Origin of the sequence: Streptomyces gilvus (assembly GCF_022513565.1) — a bacterium.
GTDB lineage: Bacteria > Actinomycetota > Actinomycetes > Streptomycetales > Streptomycetaceae > Streptomyces > Streptomyces gilvus.
The window spans coordinates 48,989-68,406 of the sequence record NZ_JAKWBE010000001.1; the positions used below are offsets into that span (position 1 = coordinate 48,989).

The 19,418-nt window shown below is 74.7% G+C and carries 17 protein-coding genes and 2 pseudogenes; 14 read left to right on the top strand and 5 right to left on the bottom strand.

Annotation, left to right across the window (positions count from 1 at the left end):
• The first annotated feature begins 89 nt into the window (after positions 1-89).
• The 11 genes and pseudogenes from MKW14_RS00220 to MKW14_RS00270 form a co-directional block, all read left to right on the top strand.
• Positions 90-1,724 carry a carbamoyltransferase family protein gene (locus MKW14_RS00220; RefSeq protein ID WP_240857991.1) on the top strand — a complete coding sequence of 545 codons (1,635 nt, stop codon included), beginning with the start codon at positions 90-92 and terminating at the stop codon, positions 1,722-1,724.
• Positions 1,721-2,719: a glycosyltransferase family 2 protein gene (locus MKW14_RS00225; protein ID WP_240857992.1), complete on the top strand. Its 999-nt coding sequence runs from the start codon at positions 1,721-1,723 to the stop codon at positions 2,717-2,719. The genes MKW14_RS00220 and MKW14_RS00225 overlap by 4 nt, the downstream gene beginning before the upstream one ends.
• Positions 2,716-3,474, top strand: a complete 759-nt coding sequence (locus MKW14_RS00230) for a D-glycero-alpha-D-manno-heptose-1,7-bisphosphate 7-phosphatase (RefSeq protein WP_240857993.1) — start codon at positions 2,716-2,718, stop codon at positions 3,472-3,474. The genes MKW14_RS00225 and MKW14_RS00230 overlap by 4 nt, the downstream gene beginning before the upstream one ends.
• Entirely contained in the window at positions 3,471-4,460 is a 990-nt protein-coding gene (locus MKW14_RS00235; protein ID WP_240857994.1) for a glycosyltransferase family 9 protein, read from the top strand. The genes MKW14_RS00230 and MKW14_RS00235 overlap by 4 nt, the downstream gene beginning before the upstream one ends.
• A complete protein-coding gene (locus MKW14_RS00240) occupies positions 4,457-5,389 on the top strand; it encodes a glycosyltransferase (RefSeq protein WP_240857995.1) in 933 nt (310 codons plus the stop codon). The genes MKW14_RS00235 and MKW14_RS00240 overlap by 4 nt, the downstream gene beginning before the upstream one ends.
• Positions 5,386-6,603 carry a glycosyltransferase gene (locus MKW14_RS00245; protein ID WP_240857996.1) on the top strand — a complete coding sequence of 406 codons (1,218 nt, stop codon included), beginning with the start codon at positions 5,386-5,388 and terminating at the stop codon, positions 6,601-6,603. Before MKW14_RS00240 ends, MKW14_RS00245 begins: the two co-directional genes overlap by 4 nt.
• Positions 6,603-7,184 (top strand): D-sedoheptulose-7-phosphate isomerase, encoded by a 582-nt coding sequence (locus MKW14_RS00250; protein ID WP_240857997.1) that lies wholly within the window; start codon positions 6,603-6,605, stop codon positions 7,182-7,184. Before MKW14_RS00245 ends, MKW14_RS00250 begins: the two co-directional genes overlap by 1 nt.
• Positions 7,181-8,554: a D-glycero-beta-D-manno-heptose 1-phosphate adenylyltransferase gene (gene rfaE2 / locus MKW14_RS00255; protein WP_240857999.1), complete on the top strand. Its 1,374-nt coding sequence runs from the start codon at positions 7,181-7,183 to the stop codon at positions 8,552-8,554. Before MKW14_RS00250 ends, rfaE2 begins: the two co-directional genes overlap by 4 nt.
• A complete protein-coding gene (locus tag MKW14_RS00260; protein WP_240858000.1) occupies positions 8,551-8,775 on the top strand; it encodes a hypothetical protein in 225 nt (74 codons plus the stop codon). The genes rfaE2 and MKW14_RS00260 overlap by 4 nt, the downstream gene beginning before the upstream one ends.
• Positions 8,772-9,755: a glycosyltransferase family 9 protein gene (locus MKW14_RS00265; protein ID WP_240858001.1), complete on the top strand. Its 984-nt coding sequence runs from the start codon at positions 8,772-8,774 to the stop codon at positions 9,753-9,755. Before MKW14_RS00260 ends, MKW14_RS00265 begins: the two co-directional genes overlap by 4 nt.
• A gap of 5 nt (positions 9,756-9,760) precedes the next feature.
• Positions 9,761-10,080, top strand: a pseudogene (locus MKW14_RS00270) (glycosyltransferase family 2 protein); the annotation flags it as partial.
• Positions 10,081-10,122: 42 nt separating this feature from the next.
• Here the strand turns inward: MKW14_RS00270 and MKW14_RS00275 are convergent.
• Positions 10,123-10,431 (bottom strand): DUF3040 domain-containing protein, encoded by a 309-nt coding sequence (locus MKW14_RS00275; RefSeq protein ID WP_240858002.1) that lies wholly within the window; start codon positions 10,429-10,431, stop codon positions 10,123-10,125.
• 628 nt (positions 10,432-11,059) lie between these two features.
• Here MKW14_RS00275 and MKW14_RS00280 point away from each other — a divergent pair.
• Complete coding sequence (locus tag MKW14_RS00280; RefSeq protein WP_240858004.1) at positions 11,060-12,667, top strand: purple acid phosphatase family protein; 1,608 nt, start codon at positions 11,060-11,062, stop codon at positions 12,665-12,667.
• A gap of 7 nt (positions 12,668-12,674) precedes the next feature.
• Here MKW14_RS00280 and MKW14_RS00285 read toward each other — a convergent pair whose 3' ends face one another.
• The gene (locus MKW14_RS00285; protein WP_240858007.1) at positions 12,675-13,853 is read right to left on the bottom strand and encodes a magnesium and cobalt transport protein CorA; all 1,179 of its coding nucleotides are present in this window, start codon (positions 13,851-13,853) and stop codon (positions 12,675-12,677) included.
• 145 nt (positions 13,854-13,998) lie between these two features.
• Between MKW14_RS00285 and MKW14_RS00290 the strand changes: the two genes are divergently transcribed.
• A complete protein-coding gene (locus MKW14_RS00290) occupies positions 13,999-15,102 on the top strand; it encodes a winged helix DNA-binding domain-containing protein (protein WP_240858008.1) in 1,104 nt (367 codons plus the stop codon).
• A 3-nt stretch (positions 15,103-15,105) separates the two neighbouring features.
• Here MKW14_RS00290 and MKW14_RS00295 read toward each other — a convergent pair.
• A pseudogene (locus tag MKW14_RS00295) lies at positions 15,106-15,279 on the bottom strand (LysE family translocator); the annotation flags it as partial.
• A gap of 9 nt (positions 15,280-15,288) precedes the next feature.
• Here MKW14_RS00295 and dmpI point away from each other — a divergent pair.
• Positions 15,289-15,471, top strand: coding sequence for a 4-oxalocrotonate tautomerase DmpI (gene dmpI / locus MKW14_RS00300; RefSeq protein WP_240858009.1), 183 nt, complete (start codon positions 15,289-15,291; stop codon positions 15,469-15,471).
• A gap of 94 nt (positions 15,472-15,565) precedes the next feature.
• On the opposite strand, the gene MKW14_RS00305 is transcribed toward dmpI, so the two are convergent.
• Both MKW14_RS00305 and MKW14_RS00310 read right to left on the bottom strand, forming a co-directional pair.
• Positions 15,566-16,357, bottom strand: a complete 792-nt coding sequence (locus MKW14_RS00305; protein ID WP_240858010.1) for a S1 family peptidase — start codon at positions 16,355-16,357, stop codon at positions 15,566-15,568.
• 204 nt (positions 16,358-16,561) lie between these two features.
• The gene (locus tag MKW14_RS00310; RefSeq protein ID WP_240858011.1) at positions 16,562-19,363 is read right to left on the bottom strand and encodes a helix-turn-helix transcriptional regulator; all 2,802 of its coding nucleotides are present in this window, start codon (positions 19,361-19,363) and stop codon (positions 16,562-16,564) included.
• Positions 19,364-19,418: the final 55 nt, after the last annotated feature.

The following is a 19,418-nucleotide window of genomic DNA, read 5'->3' on the forward strand; positions in this document are numbered from 1 at the left end:
GGGCAAGTTGGCTCCAAGTGTTTGAGTCAACTGCGCCGCGGCACCCGGCCCCTCTGACGCCACCCGGACCTCGTGACGGAGCACTCCTCATGCGCATCCTCGGCATCAACGCTTTGTTCCACGACCCGGCAGCAGCCCTCGTCGTCGACGGCCGTACGGTCGCCGCCGCCGAGGAGGAGCGATTCAGCCGCCGCAAGCACGGCAAGCGGCCCCTGCCCTTCTCCGCCTGGGAACTGCCCGAGCAGTCCGCCCGCTGGTGCCTGGAGCGGGCGGGCCTGCGGCCCGAGGACCTGGACGCCGTCGCCTACTCCTTCGACCCGCAGCTCGCCCGCCCCGCCGCCGAGATGGGCCTCTACGACCCCTGGGACCCGCTCCGGCTGGAGTACGCCCGCCGCGCCCCCGGCTTCCTCGCCGAGGCCCTGCCCGGCCTCGACCCCGACCGGGTCGTCTTCGTCCCGCACCACGTCGCGCACGCCGCCTCCGCCGGGCCCGCCTCCCCGCACCCGGACAACGACGTGCTGGTCCTCGACGGCCGCGGCGAGTGCGCCTCCCACCTGGCCGGCCGCTACCGCGACGGCAAGCTCGACACCCTCGCCACCCAGGCCCTGCCCGACTCGCTCGGCCTGGTCTACGAGGAGCTCACCGCCCACCTCGGCTTCCTGCGCAGCAGCGACGAGTACAAGGTGATGGCCCTCGCCTCCTACGGCACCTCCCGCTTCCTGCCGCAGCTCAGGCAGCACGTCCACCCCACCGGCCACGGCGGCTTCCGCGCCCGCGGCGTCGACTGGGGCTCGCTCGCCCCGCCCCGCGCCAAGGACGAGCCGTGGACCCGGGACCACGCCGACCTCGCCGCCAGTGCCCAGGCCGTGCTGGAGGAGGTCCTGCTGGAACTCGTCCACTGGCTGCACGGCGAGGCCGGCGGCGAGACGCTCACCATGGCCGGCGGCGTCGCCCTGAACTGCGTCGCCAACTCCAGGATCGCCGCGCGCGGCCCGTACCGGAACGTGTGGGTGCAGCCCGCCGCCGGCGACGCCGGGACCGCCCTCGGCGGCGCCCTGCACCTCGCCGCGAACGAGGGCACCCCGCAGCCCATGCCCGGTCCCGCGCTCGGCCGCGGCTGGAGCGACGAGGAACTGCGCGCCTGGCTGGAGCGGGCCGCCGTACCCTACGAGCGGCCCGACGACATCGCCGAGACGGTCGCCGGGGAACTCGCCCGGGACGGCATCGTCGCCTGGTTCCAGGGCCGCAGCGAGTACGGGCCGCGCGCCCTCGGACACCGCTCCCTGCTCGCCCACCCCGGCCGCGCCGAGAACCTGGAGCGCCTCAACCACGTCAAGGGCCGCGAGGAGTTCCGCCCGGTCGCCCCCATGGTCGCCGCGCACCGCGCCCACGAACTGTTCGCCGGGCCGCTGCCGAGCCCGTACATGCTCTTCGTCCACGAGGTCGCCGCCGCGTGGCGCGAGCGGATCCCGGCCGTCGTGCACGTCGACGGCACCGCCCGCATCCAGACCGTCGACGAGCGCGACGAACCCCTCGTCGCGCGGATGCTGGCCGCCTTCGAACGGCGCACCGGGCTGCCCGTCGTCGTCAACACCAGCCTCAACACGGCCGGCCGGCCCATGGTCGACGACCCGCGCGACGCGCTGGAGTGCTTCGGCTCGGCGCCCGTGGACCTGCTGGCGCTCGGACCGTTCGCGGTCCGCAGGGGGAGGGCGCTGGGATGACCGCGTACGCCGTCGTGATCCCCACCCTCGTGCGGGACACCCTCGCCGACTGCCTCGCCGCCCTCGCCGCCGCGAACGGCCCGCGACCCGCCGAGATCGTCCTGGTCGACGACCGCCCCGACGCCGCCTCCGAACCCCTGGAACACCCGCTCGCCGTCCTGGGCGACCTGCGCGGCCGTACGACGGTGCTGCGCAGCCGGGGCCGGGGGCCCGCCGCCGCCCGCAACACGGGGCTGCGCGCGGTCGCCTCCCCGTGGATCGCCTTCCTCGACGACGACGTCCAGGTCGGCCCGCACTGGTGCGAGCAGCTCGTCCAGGACCTCGCCGACGCGTCCCCGGACACGGCGGGCGTCCAGGGCGTCATCGCCGTACCGCTGCCCGGCGAGCGGCGGGCGACCGACTGGGAACGCGGCACGGCGGGGCTGGCCCGCTCCCGCTGGATCACCGCCGACATGGCCTACCGCACCGACGTCCTCAAGCAGGTCGGCGGCTTCGACGAACGCTTCCGGCGTGCCTTCCGCGAGGACGCCGACCTCGCCCTGCGCGTCCTCGGCGCGGGCTGGCGCATCCGCCAGGGCCGCCGCACCACCCGCCACCCCGTGCGCCCCGCTTCCCGCTGGGTGTCCCTGCGCGCCCAGCGCGGCAACGCCGACGACGCGCTGATGCGGCGGCTGCACGGCCCCGACTGGTGGGAGAAGGCGGTCGCCCCGCGCGGGCGGCTGCGCTCCCACCTCGCGATCACCGCGTCCGGCGCCGCCGCGCTCGCCCTCGCCGTCGCCGGGCGGCCCCGGGCCGCCGCGGCCGTCGGCGCCGGATGGGCGCTCGGCACCGGCGAGTTCGCCTGGGCACGCATCGCGCCCGGGCCGCGCACCCGGTACGAGGTGACCACCATGCTCGCGACGAGTGTGCTGATCCCGCCCGCCGCCACCTGGCACTGGCTGTCCGGGCGGTGGCGGTACCGCGACGCCCCCGCCTGGCAGGAGGTGGCCTCGTGACCCTGGTCAAGGCGGTGCTGTTCGACCGCGACGGCACCCTCGTCCACGACGTCCCCTACAACGGCGACCCCGGCAAGGTCCGCCCGGTCGACGGCGCCCGTGAGGCCGTCGCCCTGCTGCGCGCCCACGGGGTGCGCACCGGCGTCGTCACCAACCAGTCCGGCATCGCGCGCGGCCTGCTCACCGACACCGAGGTCCGCCACGTCAACCAGCGCGTCGACGAACTCCTCGGCCCCTTCGACGTGTTCGGCATCTGCCCGCACGGCCCCGACGACGGCTGCCACTGCCGCAAACCCGAACCCGGCCTGGTCCTGTGGGCCGCCGGACGCCTGTGCGCGGCGCCCGAGGCCTGCGTGGTGATCGGGGACATCGGCGCGGACGTCGAGGCCGCACGCCGGGCCGGCGCCCACGGCATCCTCGTCCCCAACCAGCGGACCCGCCCCGAGGAGACGGCCCGCGCCGACCACGTGGCCCCGGACCTCCTGACAGCGGTACGCGCACTGCTGACGGGACCCCCACGGGGCCGGGTCCTGGTGGACGAGCGCCCGATCGAGGCGGCCTACGACACCGGCGACACCCTCGATGCCACCCGTGGCTCCGGTCGGGGCGCTCCGGGTGATCCCGGCGCGGCAGAAGCGGCGGGACGCGGTCGCGGTGGCGCCGTCGGCGCGGGACGCGAGGCCGGCGCTCCCGACGACCGGCACGGCCGAGCCGGCGCCGAGCAGGCGCACGAGATCCGTCGGAGGCCGCGATGAAGGCCCTCGTCGCGCGTCTCGACAGCTTCGGGGACGTCCTGCTCGCCGGGCCCGCGGTCCGGGCGGTCGCCGCCCGCGCCGACCACGTCACCCTGCTGTGCGGACCGCGCGGCGCGCCCGCCGCGCCGCTGCTGCCCGGCGTGGACGAGGTGCTGGTCTGGGACGCGCCCTGGGTCGGCTTCGACCCCCCGCCGGTGGGGCGCGGCGAGGTCGACCAGCTGATCGACACCCTCGACGCCGACACGGCGCTGGTCCTGACCTCCTTCCACCAGTCCCCGCTCCCCGCCGCCCTGTTGCTGCGCCTGGCCGGTGTCGGCCGCATCGCCGCGGACAGCGAGGACTACCCCGGCTCGCTGCTCGACGTACGCCACCGGCGCGCCCCGCACGCCCACGAGGCCGAGGCCATGCTGGACCTGGCCGAGGCGGCCGGCTTCCCCTGCCCCGACGACGGCCGGCTGCGGGTGCTTCAGCCGCCCGCCACGACCGCGCTGACCGGTCCGGGCCCGTACGTCGTCATGCACCCGGGGGCCGCCGTCCCCGCGCGGACCTGGAGCCCCGAGCGGGCCGCCGAGGCCGTGCGGGAACTGGCCGAGGCCGGGCACCGGGTGATCGTCACCGGCGGCAGCGGCGAGCGCGAGCTGACCGCGTACGTCGCCGGCGAGCACGCCCTCGACCTCGCCGGCCGGACCGGCGCCCCGGAACTCGCCGACGTGCTGGCCCGCGCCGAGGCCGTCGTCACCGGCAACACCGGCCCCGCCCATCTCGCCGCCGCCGTCGGCACCCCGGTCGTCTCCCTGTTCGCGCCGGTCGTCCCGGCCGAGCGCTGGCGGCCGTACGGCGTCCCGTACGTGCTGCTCGGCGACCAGCAGGCGCCCTGCGCCGGCACCCGGGCCCGGCAGTGCCCCGTCCCCGGCCATGCGTGCCTGGACACCGTCACCGCCCACGACGTGGCCGCCGCCGTGGAGAAACTCCTGGGGGAGACATGAGGATCCTGCTCTGGCATGTGCACGGGTCGTGGACCACGGCCTTCGTGCAGGGCCCGCACACCTACGTCGTCCCCGTCACGCCCGACCGGGGCCCCGACGGACGGGGCCGCGCGCGGACCTGGGACTGGCCCCGCTCCGTCGTCGAGGTGCCGCTGGAGCGGCTGCGCGACGAGGAGATCGACGTCGTCGTGCTGCAGCGCCCGCACGAACTCGCCCTCGTCGACGCCTGCCTGGGCCGCCGCCCGCCGCTGGTGTACGTCGAGCACAACGCCCCGCACGGGGACGTCCCGGACACCCGGCACCCCGTCGCCGGCCGGCCGGACGTCACGCTCGTCCACGTCACCCACTTCAACCGTCTGATGTGGGACTGCGGACGCGCCCCGACCACCGTCATCGAACACGGCGTCGTCGACCCCGGCCGGCGGTGGACCGGCGAACTCGACCGGGCGGCCGTCGTCGTCAACGAGCCCGTGCGGCGCGGCCGTACCACCGGCACCGACCTGCTGCCCGTCTTCGCCGAGGCCGCTCCGCTGGACGTCTTCGGCATGGCCACCGACCGGCTGCGGGTGCCGAACACGCGCACCTTCGACCTCGCCCAGCGCGATCTGCACGCGGCGATGGCCAGGCGGCGCGTCTACGTCCACCCGGTCCGCTGGACCTCCCTCGGGCTGTCCCTGCTGGAGGCGATGCACCTGGGCATGCCCGTGGTCGCCCTCGCCACCACCGAGGTCACCGAGGCCGTGCCGCCCGGCGCGGGAGTGGTCTCCAACCGGATCGACGTACTGACCGACGCCGTACGGGACTTCGTCGCCGATCCGCTGCACGCGCGGCTGGTCGGCGAGGGGGCCCGCGCGGCGGCTCTGGCCCGCTACGGGCTGTCCCGTTTCCTGGACGACTGGGAGCGGTTGCTGAAGGAGGTCACCCGATGAGGATCGCCATGGTGTCCGAGCACGCGAGCCCGCTCGCCGCTCTCGGGGGGCCAGACGCCGGCGGGCAGAACGTGTACGTCGCACGCATCACCGAGGAACTGGCGCGTCGCGGCCACGACGTGACCGTCTACACCCGCCGGGACTCCGCCCGGCTGCCCGATCGGGTGCCGCTGCCGGGCGGCGGCGTCGTCGAGCACGTGCCGGCCGGACCGGCGAAACCCGTCCCCAAGGACGAGCTCTTCCCCTACATGCCCGGCTTCGGCACCTTCCTCGCGCGCGCCTGGGAACGGGAGCGGCCCGACGTCGTCCACGCGCACTTCTGGATGTCCGGCATGGCCGCCCAGATCGGCGCCCACGAGCACGGCGTCCCGGTCGTGCAGACCTTCCACGCGCTCGGCACCGTCAAGCGCCGCCACCAGGGCCGCCGGGACACCAGCCCGTACGAACGCGTCGGCGTCGAGCGGCAGATCGGCCGCAGCTGCGCCCGCGTCCTGGCCACCTGCGGCGACGAGGTCCGTGAACTCGCCGAGATGGGGGTGCTGCCGGGGCGGGTGTCGGTGGTGCCGTGCGGGGTGGACGCCGAGCACTTCCGCCCCGGGGCGCACGCCACCGGCGTCCCCGAACGCCGGGAGCGCCACCGGCTGCTCGCCTGCGGCCGGCTCGTCCCGCGCAAGGGCTACGACAAGGCGATCCGCGCCCTGATCCGGATTCCCGACACCGAACTCCTCATCGCCGGCGGCCCCGGACCGGGGCAGCTGGACGCCGACCCCGAGGCGGCACGACTGCGCCGGCTCGCCGAGCGCGCGGGGCTCGGCGACCGGGTACGGCTGCTCGGCGCCGTCGACCCGGACCACATGCCGGGGCTGATGTGCGGCTGCGACCTCGTCCTGTGCACCCCCGTGTACGAGCCGTTCGGCATCGTGCCGCTGGAGGCGATGGCCTGCGGTGTGCCCGTCGTCGCCACCGACGTCGGCGGCCACCGCGACACCGTCGCCGACGGGCACACCGGGCGCCGGGTGCAGGCCGGCGACCCGTGGACGATCGCCGGGGCCGTGCGCGAACTGCTCGCCGACGAACCGCTGCGCCGCCGCATGGGCGCGGCCGGGCGCGAGCGCGCCCTCGCCCGCTACACCTGGCAGCGCGTCGCCGACGGTGTCGAAGAGGTCTACCAACGGACGCTGACGGGACACCGGGTGTCCGAGGAGGTGGCGTGATGACTCTCCACCCGCCCGCCGTCGGGCACTGCGACGAACTCCTGGACGCGCTGGGCCAGTTCCGCGCCTGCGCGCACATCACCGAACGGTGGGGGAGCCGGCTGGCCGACGTGCTGTGCGCCGGTGGACGGCTGCTGGCCGCGGGCAACGGCGGCAGCGCGGCCCAGGCCCAGCACCTGACCGCCGAGCTCGTCGGACGCTACCGCGACGACCGGCCGCCGTTCTCCGCGATCGCCCTGCACGCCGACACCTCCTCCACCACCGCCATCGCCAACGACTACGGCGTCGACGAGGTGTTCGCCCGTCAGGTCCGCGCGCACGGCCGCCCCGGCGACATCCTGATGCTGCTGTCCACCAGCGGCGCCAGCGCCAACCTGCTGTCCGCCGCCGACGCGGCCCGCGCGAGCGGCCTGCGCGTGTGGGCGCTGACCGGCGCGGCCCCCAACCCGCTGACCGCGGGCAGCGACGAGGCCCTGTGCGTCGAGGCGACCTCGGCCGCCACCGTCCAGGAACTGCACCTGGTGGCGGTGCACATGGTGTGCGCGGCCTTCGACGCGGAGGTGGAGAGGAGGACGGCATGACGGGCCGGGCCCCGCTCCTCGTCGTCGGCGACGCCCTGCTCGACCGTGATCTCGACGGCCACGCCGACCGGCTCGCCCCCGACGCGCCCGTCCCCGTGGTCGCCGACTGCGCGGAACGCCTGCGCCCCGGCGGCGCGGCCCTCGCCGCCTGCCTCGCGGCGCGGGACGGCCGGGAGGTGACGCTGGTGGCGGGTGTCGGCGAGGATCCCGCGAGCCGGGAGCTGACTCGGCTTCTCGAACCGTGGTTGCGGCTGATCCCGCTCCCGCTGACCGGCCCGCTCTCGGAGAAGACCCGGGTGCTGGCGCGGGGCCGTCCCGTGACCCGGCTGGACCGGGGCAGCGGCACGACCCGCGAGGCGACGGACGCCGCCCGGGCGGCGATCCGCGGTGCGCCGGCCGTCCTGGTCTCCGACTACGGCCGCGGCACCGCCGACGCCCTCCGCGACGTCCTGACCGGCCACCCGCCCCTCGTCTGGGACCCGCACCCGCGCGGCGGACCGCCGGTGCCGGGAACACGCCTGGTCACGCCGGCGGAGCAGGAGGCCCACCGTTTCGCGGGCCAGGGGTCGGGCGCCGTAGGGGAGTTGCGTGCCGCCGCGCGCGCCGCGGCCACGCTGGTGGAGGAGTTGCGGGCCGGTGCGGTCGCGGTCACGCTCGGCGCGCGGGGCGCCCTGCTGTCGTACGGCGATCAGCCGCTGCTGTGCCCCGCCCCCGAGGTCCACGGCGCGGACCCGTGCGGGGCGGGTGACCGGTTCGCCGCCACCGCGGCCGGGCTGCTGGCCGACGGAGCGCTGGTCGGCGAGGCCGTCGAGGGCGCCGTCACGGCGGCGACGGCGTTCGTCGGCGAGGGCGGGGCGGGAACTCTCATGGGGCTGTCCGAGGTGTCCACCGAGGCCGCCGAGGCCGCGGAATCCGGTGACGGCGTACGGGCCGTCCTCGCCCGCGTCCGCGCCGCGCACGGCACCGTCGTGGCCGCCGGCGGCTGCTTCGACCTGCTGCACGCCGGGCACGTGCGCCTCCTGCAGGCGGCCCGACGGCTCGGCGACTGCCTCGTCGTGTGCGTCAACTCGGACGCGTCCGTGCGGCGCCGCAAGGGTGCCGGACGGCCCCTCACCCCGCTGGACGACCGGGTACGGGTCCTGCTCGCCCTGGGCTGCGTGGACGCCGTCGCCGTCTTCGACGAGGACACCCCCGAACGCCTCCTCGCCGAACTCCGCCCCGACATCTGGGTCAAGGGCGGCGACTACAGCGGCGCCGACCTCCCGGAGGCCGCGCTGCTTCAGGAGTGGGGCGGCCAGGCGGTCCTCCTGCCCTACCTGGACGGCCGCTCCTCGACCCGGCTGATGACCCGCGCGGCAGGTGCCCTATGACGACGACACACCGGCTCCCGCTGCTGACCTGGAGCCTGGAGGGCCGGGACACCGGATGCGGAGGGTACTGCCTGATCCCGACGGCGCCCTGGCCCTTCGTGGAGCTGCTGTACGTGGGCGACCCCGACGTCCGCCGCGCTGACCTCCCCCTTCCGCACGGGTCGTACCGCACACCGGCCGTCCCGCACCCCCGGTCACCCCGAACGGCGGGCGCCTCATGACCCCGTCGCCCCGCGTCCTCGTCCTGCGTGCCCTGGGCCTCGGGGACCTGCTCGCCGGCGTCCCCGCGCTGCGCGCGCTGCGCCGGGCGCTCCCGGCACACGAACTGGTGCTGGCCGCGCCCGCCGAGCTGGCGCCGGTCGCGGCCGCGACGGGAGCCGTCGACCGACTGCTGCCCGCCTCCGCCCCCGGCCGCGCCGTCCCCCGCGCCCTGGACTGGACCGGGCCGCCCCCGGAGATCGCCGTCGACCTGCACGGCAACGGTCCGCCCAGCCACCGTCTCCTGCAGCGGCTGCGCCCGCTCGGGCTGCTGGCCTTCGCCCACCCCGACACGCCCGAGATCGACGGCCCGGCCTGGTACCCGGAGGAACACGAACGGGCCCGCTGGTGCAGGCTGCTTGAGGCCTACGGCATCGACGCCGACCCCACCGACCTCCGGCTGCCCCGCCCGCCACAGGCCTCCCCGGCTCCCGGCGCCGTCGTCCTGCACCCCGGCGCGGGAGCCCCGTCCCGCTGCTGGCCCGTCGAGCGGTACGCCACGGTCGCGCGCACCCTGCGCCGGCAGGGCGTGCGGGTCGTCGTCACCGGGGGAGCCGGCGAGGAGGACCTGGTCGCCGACCTCGCCGACCGGGCAGACATTCCCGGCACCGATCTCTTCCCCGGCGGCCTCCCCTTCGGCCGGCTGGGCGCGCTGGTCGCCGACTCCCGCGCGGTGGTCAGCGGCGACACCGGCATCGCGCATCTCGCCGTCGCCCTCGCCACCCCCTCCGTCACCCTCTTCGGCCCCGTGCCGCCGAGCCGCTGGGGCCCGCCCCCGGATCCGCGCCACCGCGCCCTGTGGCATCCCGGCCCCGACGGCGACCCGCACGGCCCGCGCCCCGACCCGTCCCTGCTGCGCATTCACCCCGACGAGGTCCTGCACGCCCTGCCCGCAAAGCAACCAGCCGCGCACGCCCGGCAGTTGGACCACGCCCACGAGTGACCCCCATGACCGACTCCCGCGTCGGCATCGTCACCGCCACCCGCGACCGCTGCACCTCCCTCGCCCGCACCCTCCGCCACCTCCTCGCCCTGCCCGAGCGACCCCCGTCCTCGTCGCCGACAACGCCTCCACCGACGGCACCCGCGCCATGCCGGCCCGGGACTTCCCGCAGGCGCGGGTGCTCACCCTGCCGTGCAACCGGGGAGCGCTCGCCCGCAACCACGGAGTCCGCGCCCTCGGCACCCCGTACGTGGCCTTCAGCGGCGACGACTCCTGGTGGGCACCCGGCGCGCTGCACCGGGCGGTCGGCCACTTCGAGGCGCACCACGCGCCGCTACACCGGCTGAAGCCGCCCCGCCCCCCGCGTTCAGCCTTCCGTCAGCCGGCACAGCAGCCGGAACGACACGAACAGGGCCGCCGGCCAGACACCGGCGAAGGCCCAGATCACGGCGGGCTCGGAGGTGACGATCCCGGCGACCATCAGCCCGATCGACACCAGCAGGAGGAAGGCGACCGTCCACAGCCGCGGGCGGTGGGCGGCGAGCCGCGCCAGGTCGGGGCGGCGGCTCGGACGGAAGGTGCGCAGCCGCCGCTCCAGACGACGGTCGCGGCTGAGCGCGCGCTCCATCTCGTCGAGGGCGCGCTGTTCGTGATCGGGGAGTCGGCTGGTGGACACGGTCGTCCCTCCTCGGCGGCGGGGGCTGCCCGTCGAGTGCCCCGGCCCCACCGAGATCTAACCGCCACGCGCCCCTCCAGCCCCCCACCCTCCACACCGTCCGCAGCCCAGCGGCCACCCGTCCCGCTCGTACCGGCACCGGAACGGCCAGTCCGCGGACCCCGGCTCACACGAACGCGTGACCCGGCAGCGTCACCCACTTCCCCGGGCACCCTCCGTGCCGCCCGCCGGAATCGCTGCCCGTGCTCGGTCAGCAGGGTCGGCATCCGCCGCTCCTCCACTGAGCAGCCGGACTTTTCCAGCACCCGCTGTGTCCGGCGAGCGGACAGCCGCTCGGCTCTGGTCGGCAACTGGAGCGGCGCCGAGAGCCGGTTCAGCGGCGGCGCTCCTCGAGGCTGGGGGCCGCGAGGGACGTACGCCGGTGTGGCGGGGCGGCCGTAGGAGAGACGGCGGAGCGGGCGGGTCAACGGCGGGGCGGGCTCCGGCAAAGACGGCGGAAAGAAACGCGCCTGGCGGCGCGACACGCGGCGCATGACGACCCACTGGCCACACGGCGTTCACTCAAGTGCCGCCGGAGCGCGCCAGGGTGCGGTCGTTGTCAGCTCAACCGCTTGCCAGGGAGGGGACCATGACCACACAGGTCAGCACGCCGGACGGGTCGGCGAAGTCTTCCGAGGGGGTCAGCCGGCGTCACGCGCTGGGCCTGCTCGGCACGGCGGGGGCCGGCGCGGCCGCCGCCCCGCTGCTGGGGGCCGGCCCGGCGCAGGCCGCGCCGCTTTCCGCCCCGGCCCTCCACCTCACCGCCGACTCCACCGGCGCGCCGCCGGTCCAGGGCCTGCACCTCACCTTCGGGGCGGACCCACGCACCCAGATGACGGTGTCGTGGATCACAGACAGACCGGTCACCGGACCCGTCGTCCACTACGGCACGCTGGAGCACGGCTTCGGCTCCAAGGCCAAGGCCCGCACCGTCACCTACGTCGACGGCACCTCCAACCGCACCGTCCACGTCCACCACGCCTCGCTGACCGGGCTGCGCCCGGACACCGACTACCTCTACCTCGCCACCCACGAGGGCACGACGCCCGACAGCGGCACCTTCCGCACCGCCCCCAGCGGACGCCGGCCGTTCACCTTCACCAGCTTCGGCGACCAGTCCGCGCCGCAGGTGACCTGGGCGGCCAACGGCACGGTGGCGCTGGACGCCAACTCCACCCCCGCCACCAAGGACATCGTCACCGGCGTCGAGCAGGTCGCACCGCTCTTCCACCTGCTCAACGGCGACCTGTGCTACGCCAACCTGGACGTCGACCGGGTGCGGACCTGGAACAACTTCTTCACCAACAACACCCGTTCGGCGCGCTTCCGCCCCTGGATGCCGGCGGCCGGCAACCACGAGATCGAGAAGGCCAACGGCCCGATCGGACTCGGTGCCTACCAGACCTACTTCGACCTGCCGTCCACCGAGACCGACCCCGAACTCGCGGGCCTGTGGTACGCGTTCACGGCCGGCTCGGTGCGGGTCATCGTGCTGCAGAACGACGACAACTGTCTGCAGGACGGCGGCGACGTCTACATCAGCGGCTACTCCGGCGGCCGCCAGCTCGCCTTCCTGGAAAAGGAGCTGAAGGCGGCCCGGTCCTCCCGCGACATCGACTGGGTCGTCGTCGCCATGCACCAGGTCATGATCAGCTCCTCCGACGCCAACGGCGCCGACCTCGGCCTGCGGCAGAAGTACGGCCCGCTGTTCGACAAGTACGGCGTGGACCTCGTGCTGTGCGGCCACGAGCACAACTACGAGCGCTCCCTCGCCGTGCGCGGAGTCGTCACCGGCAGTGAGACGCTCACCCCCAACCCGGTCTCCCAGGCCACCGACGACATCGACGCGGGCCTGGGCACCGTCCACATGATCCTGGGCGGCGGAGGCGTCTCCGGCACCACCAACCAGAACTTCTTCAAGGACGGCACCGCCAAGGTCATCACCGCGGTGTCCGCGAGCCCCGGCCCCAACGGCAAGCGCACCGCCACGTACACCAAGGAGCAGGCCGTCTGGACCGGCGTCCGCGACCTCGACCACCCCTACGGCTTCGCCGCGTTCACCGTGGACCCCGGCCGGCACCCCGGTGACACCACGCGCATGCACGTGACGTACTACAACGTCAACAAGCCGCACGGAGAGCTGTCGGTCTTCGAGACCTTCACCCTCCACCGCCGCCGCTCCGACGGCCACAAGTGACCCGCCGCTAGAGCCAGTCGCGGTGCTTGAAGATCACGTACAGGCTGACGCAGACCACGCCCATCAGTCCGATCGCGAAGGGGTAGCCGAGCAGCCAGTGCAGCTCCGGCATGTGCGTGAAGTTCATCCCGTAGATCGTCCCGACCAGCGTCGGGGCGAACAGGATGGCCGCCCATGACGAGATCTTCTTGATCTCCTCGTTCTGCTCGAAGCCCGCTTCCGCCAGCGCCCGCATCTCCGCGTTCTGCTGCTGGGTGACCAGGGTCGCGTTCACCGTGAGGATCTCGGTGAGGGCCTGGCGGAAGCTGTCCACCCGCTCGCTGATGTGGGTGACGTGGTCGGCGACGTCACGGAGGTGGCGCTGGAGCTCCTCGTCGGTCTCGTACTTGGAGAAGCCGGCGATCAGACCGTGCAGCATGCCGACCAGCGGGCGGGTGGCGCGCTGGAACTCGACCATCTCGCGGGAGAGTTCGTAGATACGGCGGGAGACCTCCGGGTCGCCGCGGAAGACCTCCGTCTCGATCTCGTCGATGTCGTTCTGCACGCCGGCGACGACGGGCGCGTACCCGTCGACCACGGCGTCGAGGATGGCGTACAGGACCGCCTCCGGGCCCAGCTTCAGCAGCTCCGGTGTCTCCTCCATGCGGCGGCGGACCGCCGAGAGGTCGGGGGCGGCGCCGTGCCGGACGGTGATGACGAAGTCGGGGCCGACGAAGACGTGCAGCTCGCCGAAGTCGACCTCCTCGGGGGCGTCCAGATAGCGGGCGGCGCGCAGCACCACGAACAGCGTGTCGCCGTAGCGCTCCAGCTTGGGCCGCTGATGGGCCTCCAGCGCGTCCTCGACCGACAGCGGGTGGAGGTCGAACTCGGCGGCCAGGGAGAGCAGTTCGCCGTCCGTCGGGCGGGCGAGGCCGATCCAGGCCATCCCGGACGGCTCCTCACGCAGCTCGCGAAAGGTTTCGGCGAGCGTGGCGGGGGAGGAGATGCGCACCCCGTCGCGGTACAGGGCGGCCTGGACGACACTGGCCACCTCCGACTGCTCGGCGGGCCCCGCCTGAGGCGGCGGCGCGGTGGTGCCGGCCGCGGGCGGCTGCGGAGGCGTCAGCGCGCGCCGCCACACGGACCTCATGGAGTTCCTGGCGTTCTTGGCGTTCCCGGCGGCCGGACGGGCGCGTCGCTCGGACATGCGGCTGCCTCCGGAGTCGAACCTGCGGCTGCGTGATCCGGAGCAGGATATACGGGGCAAAACGACGCCGGGAGTGCGTGTGCGTCCGGGATTAGGTGAGAGTTGCGGACAGAGGGTGTCCGCGAGCGGCGTTAGCGTGCCGTACATGACGAAGACGACAGCCGCCGCTCCCGTGCTCGGCACCCGCGCCCTGAACCGCGCGACCCTGGACCGGCAGCTCCTGCTGCGACGCTCACCGCTGTCCGCGCGGGCCGCCGTCGAGCATGTCGTCGGCCTCCAGGCGCAGAACGTCAAGCCACCCTACCTCGCCCTCGCCGCCCGCCTGGAGGGCTTCGCCCCCGAGGAACTGTCGCGGCTGATGGCGGAGCGCGAGGTCGTCCGCATCGTCACCCTGCGCTCGACCATCCACACCCACACCGCCGACGACTGCCTCACCCTGCGCCCCCTGGTCCAGCCCGCCCGCGACCGCGAGCTGACCACCTTCCGCAAGGGACTGCCGGGCGTCGACCTCGACCGCCTCGCGGCCGTGGCCCGGGAGCTCGTCGAGGAGGCGCCGCGCACGATGAAGCAGTTGCGTGAGGCCCTGTACGCCGAGTGGCCGGACGCCGACCCGCAGGCCCTCGGCATCGCCGCGCGGTGCCGGCTGCCGCTGGTCCAGGTCACCCCGCGCGGGCTGTGGGGACGAAGCGGCCAGGTCGCCCTCACCACCGCCGAGCACTGGCTCGGCCGCCCCGCCGAACCCGCCCCCGCGCCGGAGGACGTCGTCCTGCGCTACCTCGCCGCCTTCGGTCCCGCGTCGGTGAAGGACATGCAGACCTGGGCCGGCCTGACCCGCCTGCGCGAGCCCTTCGAGCGGCTGCGCCCGCGGCTGCTCACCTTCCGCGACGAGGGCGGCGTCGAACTGTTCGACCTCCCGGGCGCCCCGCGCCCCGACGAGGACACCCCCGCCCCGCCCCGCTTCCTCCCCGAGTTCGACAACCTGCTCCTCTCCCACGTCGACCGCACCCGCGTGGTGCCGCCCGCGTACTGGGGCCGCAGCTGGGTGGGGAACCTCGTGCACCGCACGTTCCTCGTCGACGGCTTCCTGGCGGGCGTGTGGAAGCCGGAGCGGGACGCCCTCGTCATCGAACCCTTCGGCAGCCTCACCAGGGCCCAGCGGGCGGACCTCACGGCGGAGGGGGAGCGCATGCTCGGCGTCCTGTACCCGGGGACCCCGTACGACATCCGGTTCGGGACCGTGATCGGGTGAGCCTCAGTCGGCCCGCCCGGTCACGGCCACCGTCACCCCCAGGCCGATCATCGCGAAGCCGCCCGCGCCGCCGATCATCGACAGCCGGCGGTCCCAGCGCGCGAACCAGGTGCGGGCGGCCGAGGCGGTCAGCCCCCACAGGGTGCCCGTGACCAGGCCGATGGCAATGGGGATCAGAGTTCGGCCATGCCGATCGTCACCGTCCAGCAGGGCCCGCGCGACATCGAGCTCAAGCGGGACCTCGTCAAGCGGGTCACCGACGCCTTCGTGGACGCCTACCGGATCCCGGCCGAGACCGCGCAGGTGTGGATCCACGAGGTCCCCGCGGACAGCTGGGGCGCCGCCGGGAAGCTCACCGCCGACAAGTAGCGCACACGTGGATAGGGGGCGTTGCGAGCTGCTCGTGGTAGCTCGCAACGCCCCCTGGTCACTCTCCTGAGGGATGCTCAGGAAGCTCTCGGGGCTACGAGGTGACCTGCGCGGTCACCAGGCTGGAGAAGGTGGTCAGCCGGGTGTAGACACCCGGGTACCCCGCTTCCGCGCAACCCTCGCCCCAAGAAGTGATCCCTGCCAGGACGCCCCCGATGAGCAGGGGACCGCCGCTGTCGCCCTGGCAGGTGTCTGTGCCGCCGGAGGTGTATCCGGCGCAAACCATGTCGGACTGGACGTAGTCCGAACCGTAGGAGCTCTTGCAGCTGGAGTCGGACACGATCGGGACGGTCGCGGTCCGCAGCTGGTTGGAGGAGCTGCCGTTCTCCGAGGTGGTACCCCAGCCCAGGATGCGCGCGGTGGTGCCGGCCGCGTACACGCCCGTGTCCGAGGAGGAGACGTACTTCGCCGTGGTGTACGGCATCGACGTCGACAGGGTCAGCACGGCCACGTCGTCGCCGTTGGTGGCGTCGGTGTAGGACGGGTTGATCCAGATCCTGCTGACCTTGCTGACGGTGCCGTTGGTGCCGTTCAAGTAGGTGCGGCCGCCGACGACGCGGACGCTGCTCGTGGTCTCGCCCACCATGCAGTGGGCGGCCGTCACGACCTTCGTGGCCGAGACGAGGGTGCCGCCGCAGAACTGGTTCTGCGAGGCGTCCGTGATCTGCATGACGAACGGGTAGGCCGTGGTGGTGGTCGTCGTGCCCCCGACGATCGGCTGGGGCACGGCTGCCGCCGAAGGCGCGCCGAGGGCTGCGGTGGTGACCGCCGCGGCGCCCGCCGCGAGGACCGCGACGGTCTTTCTGGCACGGGTGAGCCCGAACATGAGTCTCCTGTGGGGGTTGCCGGTGGGGGATCGCGCGGGTGTGGGGGTTGGTGCACGGGGGTCGCGGGACCGACCCCCGTATGCCCGGGCGAGCGGCACGCCCTTACGCTAGAACCGGGCGCACCCTCACCCCAATGAGGGAACCCCCTAGGGGAGTTGGGCAGGGAAAACCCTCGGTCGACCCCTAGTAAACCCGGACAAACCTCACTTCGTACGGCGCCCCGCCGCCAGTCGGACAATATCCACCCGAGAGCGGATGCCGAGCTTGCGGTAGACCCGGGTGAGGGTCGCCTCGACCGTCTTGACGCTGATGAACAGACGCGCGGCGATCTCGCGGTTGGTCGCGCCCTCCATGACGAGCGCGGCGACCTGACGCTCCATCGAGGCGAGGCCCTCCAGGCCCTCTGACGCGGCGACGGGCGGATTCGGTTCCACCGGGTTCGCCGCCGCGGCGGCCTCCACCTGCCGCAGCCACGGCAGCGCCCGGCACCGGCGGAAGAGGCGGGCCGCCTCGTCGTACGACGTCGGTCCCGCGCGGCGGGTGCGCAGGGTGGCCAGTGCGAAGGCGGCCCGTGCCTCCTCCAGGCCGTACCCCAGCTTGGCGAGCCGGTCCTGAGCCTGCGTCAGCTGGGCGAGCGCGGCCTCGTGTTCGCCTCGTGCGGCCCGTACCAGGGCCTCGGCCCGGTCCAGGACCGCCAGGACGCTCTCGCGGCCGAGCCGCAGCGCGTGCTCGCGCGCCCCGGCGACCAGTTCGCGCGCCTCGTCGACCTCGCCGATGCGCACCAGGGCCTCGGCGAGGTCGCCGTGCCAGCGGCCGCGGGCCGGGTCGGTGATGCCGAGCCCGTGCTCCAGCTCCCGCACCCGGCGCAGCGAACGTACCGCGCCCTCGGCGTCCCCGGCGACCAGCTGGGCGTGCCCGAGCGCGGTCAGCCCCCGGGAGACGTACATCTGGTCGCCCGCCTGCTCGGCCTGCTCCAGTGCCTCGCGGGCCAGGGCCAGCGCCCGGTCGGCGTCGCCGCCGGAGGCCTCGGCGAGGGAGTTGAGCACCGCGGAGGGGATCTCGCCGATGCCGGAGTCGCGGGCCAGCCGCATGCTCTCGCGGGCCAGGTCCAGGGCGCGTCCGCAGTGCCCGGAGCGCAGCTCCGTCTCGGCGAGCATGCGCACGAAGTGCACCTCGCTCTCGACCATGCCGCGCTGCCGGGCCCGGCGCAGCAGCGAGGTGACGGTGGAGCGGGCCTCGGGCACCTGGTCGCTCATGACCAGCCAGCGGAAGCGGGCGGACCCGGCGCCGTTGTGGTGGCAGGCGACCTGCGGGTCCTGGGGTTCCTTCATGGCGCGCTTGATGGTGGCGGGCGCGTCCGGATGGCCCATCAGGGTCTCGGTCTCGCCCTGGAAGGCGAGCGCGAGCAGTTCGGTGCGCCGGTCCCCGGCCCGCGCGGCCAGCTCCGCCGCGTGCGCCGCCTCCTCCCGGCCGGTGGCGAAGTCGCCCTCCACGACCAGTCCCCGCCACGCCAGCTGGTAGTGGACCAGGGCGAGCAGCCCCGGGTCGGAGCCCGCGTCGGCGAGCGCCTGCGGGTAGACGGTGTCGACGTCGCCGAGCGCCTGCCCGGCCGACTCGATCACCACCATCCAGGCCCGCACCCGGTCGGCGGGCGCGGTGGCCCGGGTCAGCACGTCCCGGGCGATGTCCCGGGCGAGATCCACCTCACCGGCGATGATCGCGTCCTCGGCGGCCCGCAGCCTGCGCTCGTCCGGGCCGGGATCGCCGTCGGCCGGGGTGTGCCGGGCGGCCAGCAGGCCCAGCGAGGCGGCCGCCGAGGGGGCGCCGCGGTCCCGGGCGAGCGCGGCGGCCTCCGCGAGCCGGGCCGCCGCCTCCGGGTCGGCGCCCGTGGTCGCGAGCGCGAGATGCCGGGCCCGCTCGATCGGGTCCGAGGCCGCCGTCGACAGCGCGGCGTGCGCGGCCCGCCGCTCCTGCGCCGGCGCCTCCGCGTAGAGCGCGGCGGAGATCAGCGGGTGCGCGAACCGTACGGCGGGTCCCTCGGGCTCCGTCGCCAGCAGCCCCAGTTCGGCCGCCTGGGCCGTCTCGGCCTCGGCGTTCTCCCGGCCGGCCGCGTGCAGCAGGGCCAGGGTCGGGCGGGCGCCGGCGCTCGCGACGAGCAGGGTGCGGCGGGCCTCGTCGGAGAGCATCTCCAGACGGCTGAGGACCAGCGCGCGCAGCGAGGTGGGCACCGGCAGCGGCTCGCCCGGCCGGGGCGGGGTCGGGTTCTCGGCCAGGGCGCGGCCCAGTTCCAGCGCGAAGAGCGGGTTGCCGCCGCTGGTGCGGTGGATGTCGCGGACCGTGGAGCGGGGCAGGCCGGTGTAGCCGCGGTGGTCGAGCAGGGCGGAGACCTGGGCGCGGGAGAGGGCGCCGAGCCGTACGGCGAGGGTGTCGGGCGGCGAGGCGCGCAGGAAGCGGTCGTACTCCTGGCCCTCGGTGCGCACCGCGCACAGCATCCGCACCGGGGTGTCGCCGAGGCGGCGGGCGGCGAAGCCGAGGAGTTCGGCGCTGGCCGAGTCCAGCCACTGCAGGTCGTCGGCGACGATCAGGACGGGCCCCTCGGCGGCCAGGGTGCGCAGGGCGGAGAGCACGGCCAGGCGCAGGGCGAGGCCGTCGCGCTGGAGGGTGGACTCGCCGCGGCCGGTGAGCGCGGACTCCAGTGCCGTGCGCTGGGCGGGCGGCAGCGCGTCGGAGACCTTGTCGAGGACCAGGCCGAGCAGGTCCGCGAGGGCCAGGAAGGGGAGATGGGATTCGGACTCGGTCGCCGAGCAGCGCAACACGGTCGTGGCCGGTGTCCCATATTCGGATGCCAATGCCCGCAGGACGGTCGACTTTCCTATTCCGGCGGGGCCGTGAAGCAGCACACTGCCGCCCCGGGCGAGCTGCTCGCGCGCCGCGCCGAACGGCTCCTCCCTGCCGATGACCAGGTCGGGGCGGCTTCTGGCAGGCTCCTTGAAGTCCCGTCGCACGGTTACCGCTCCCCTCCGGGTGTCGTGTCCGGACCAAATTCTAGGCAACGTCTCT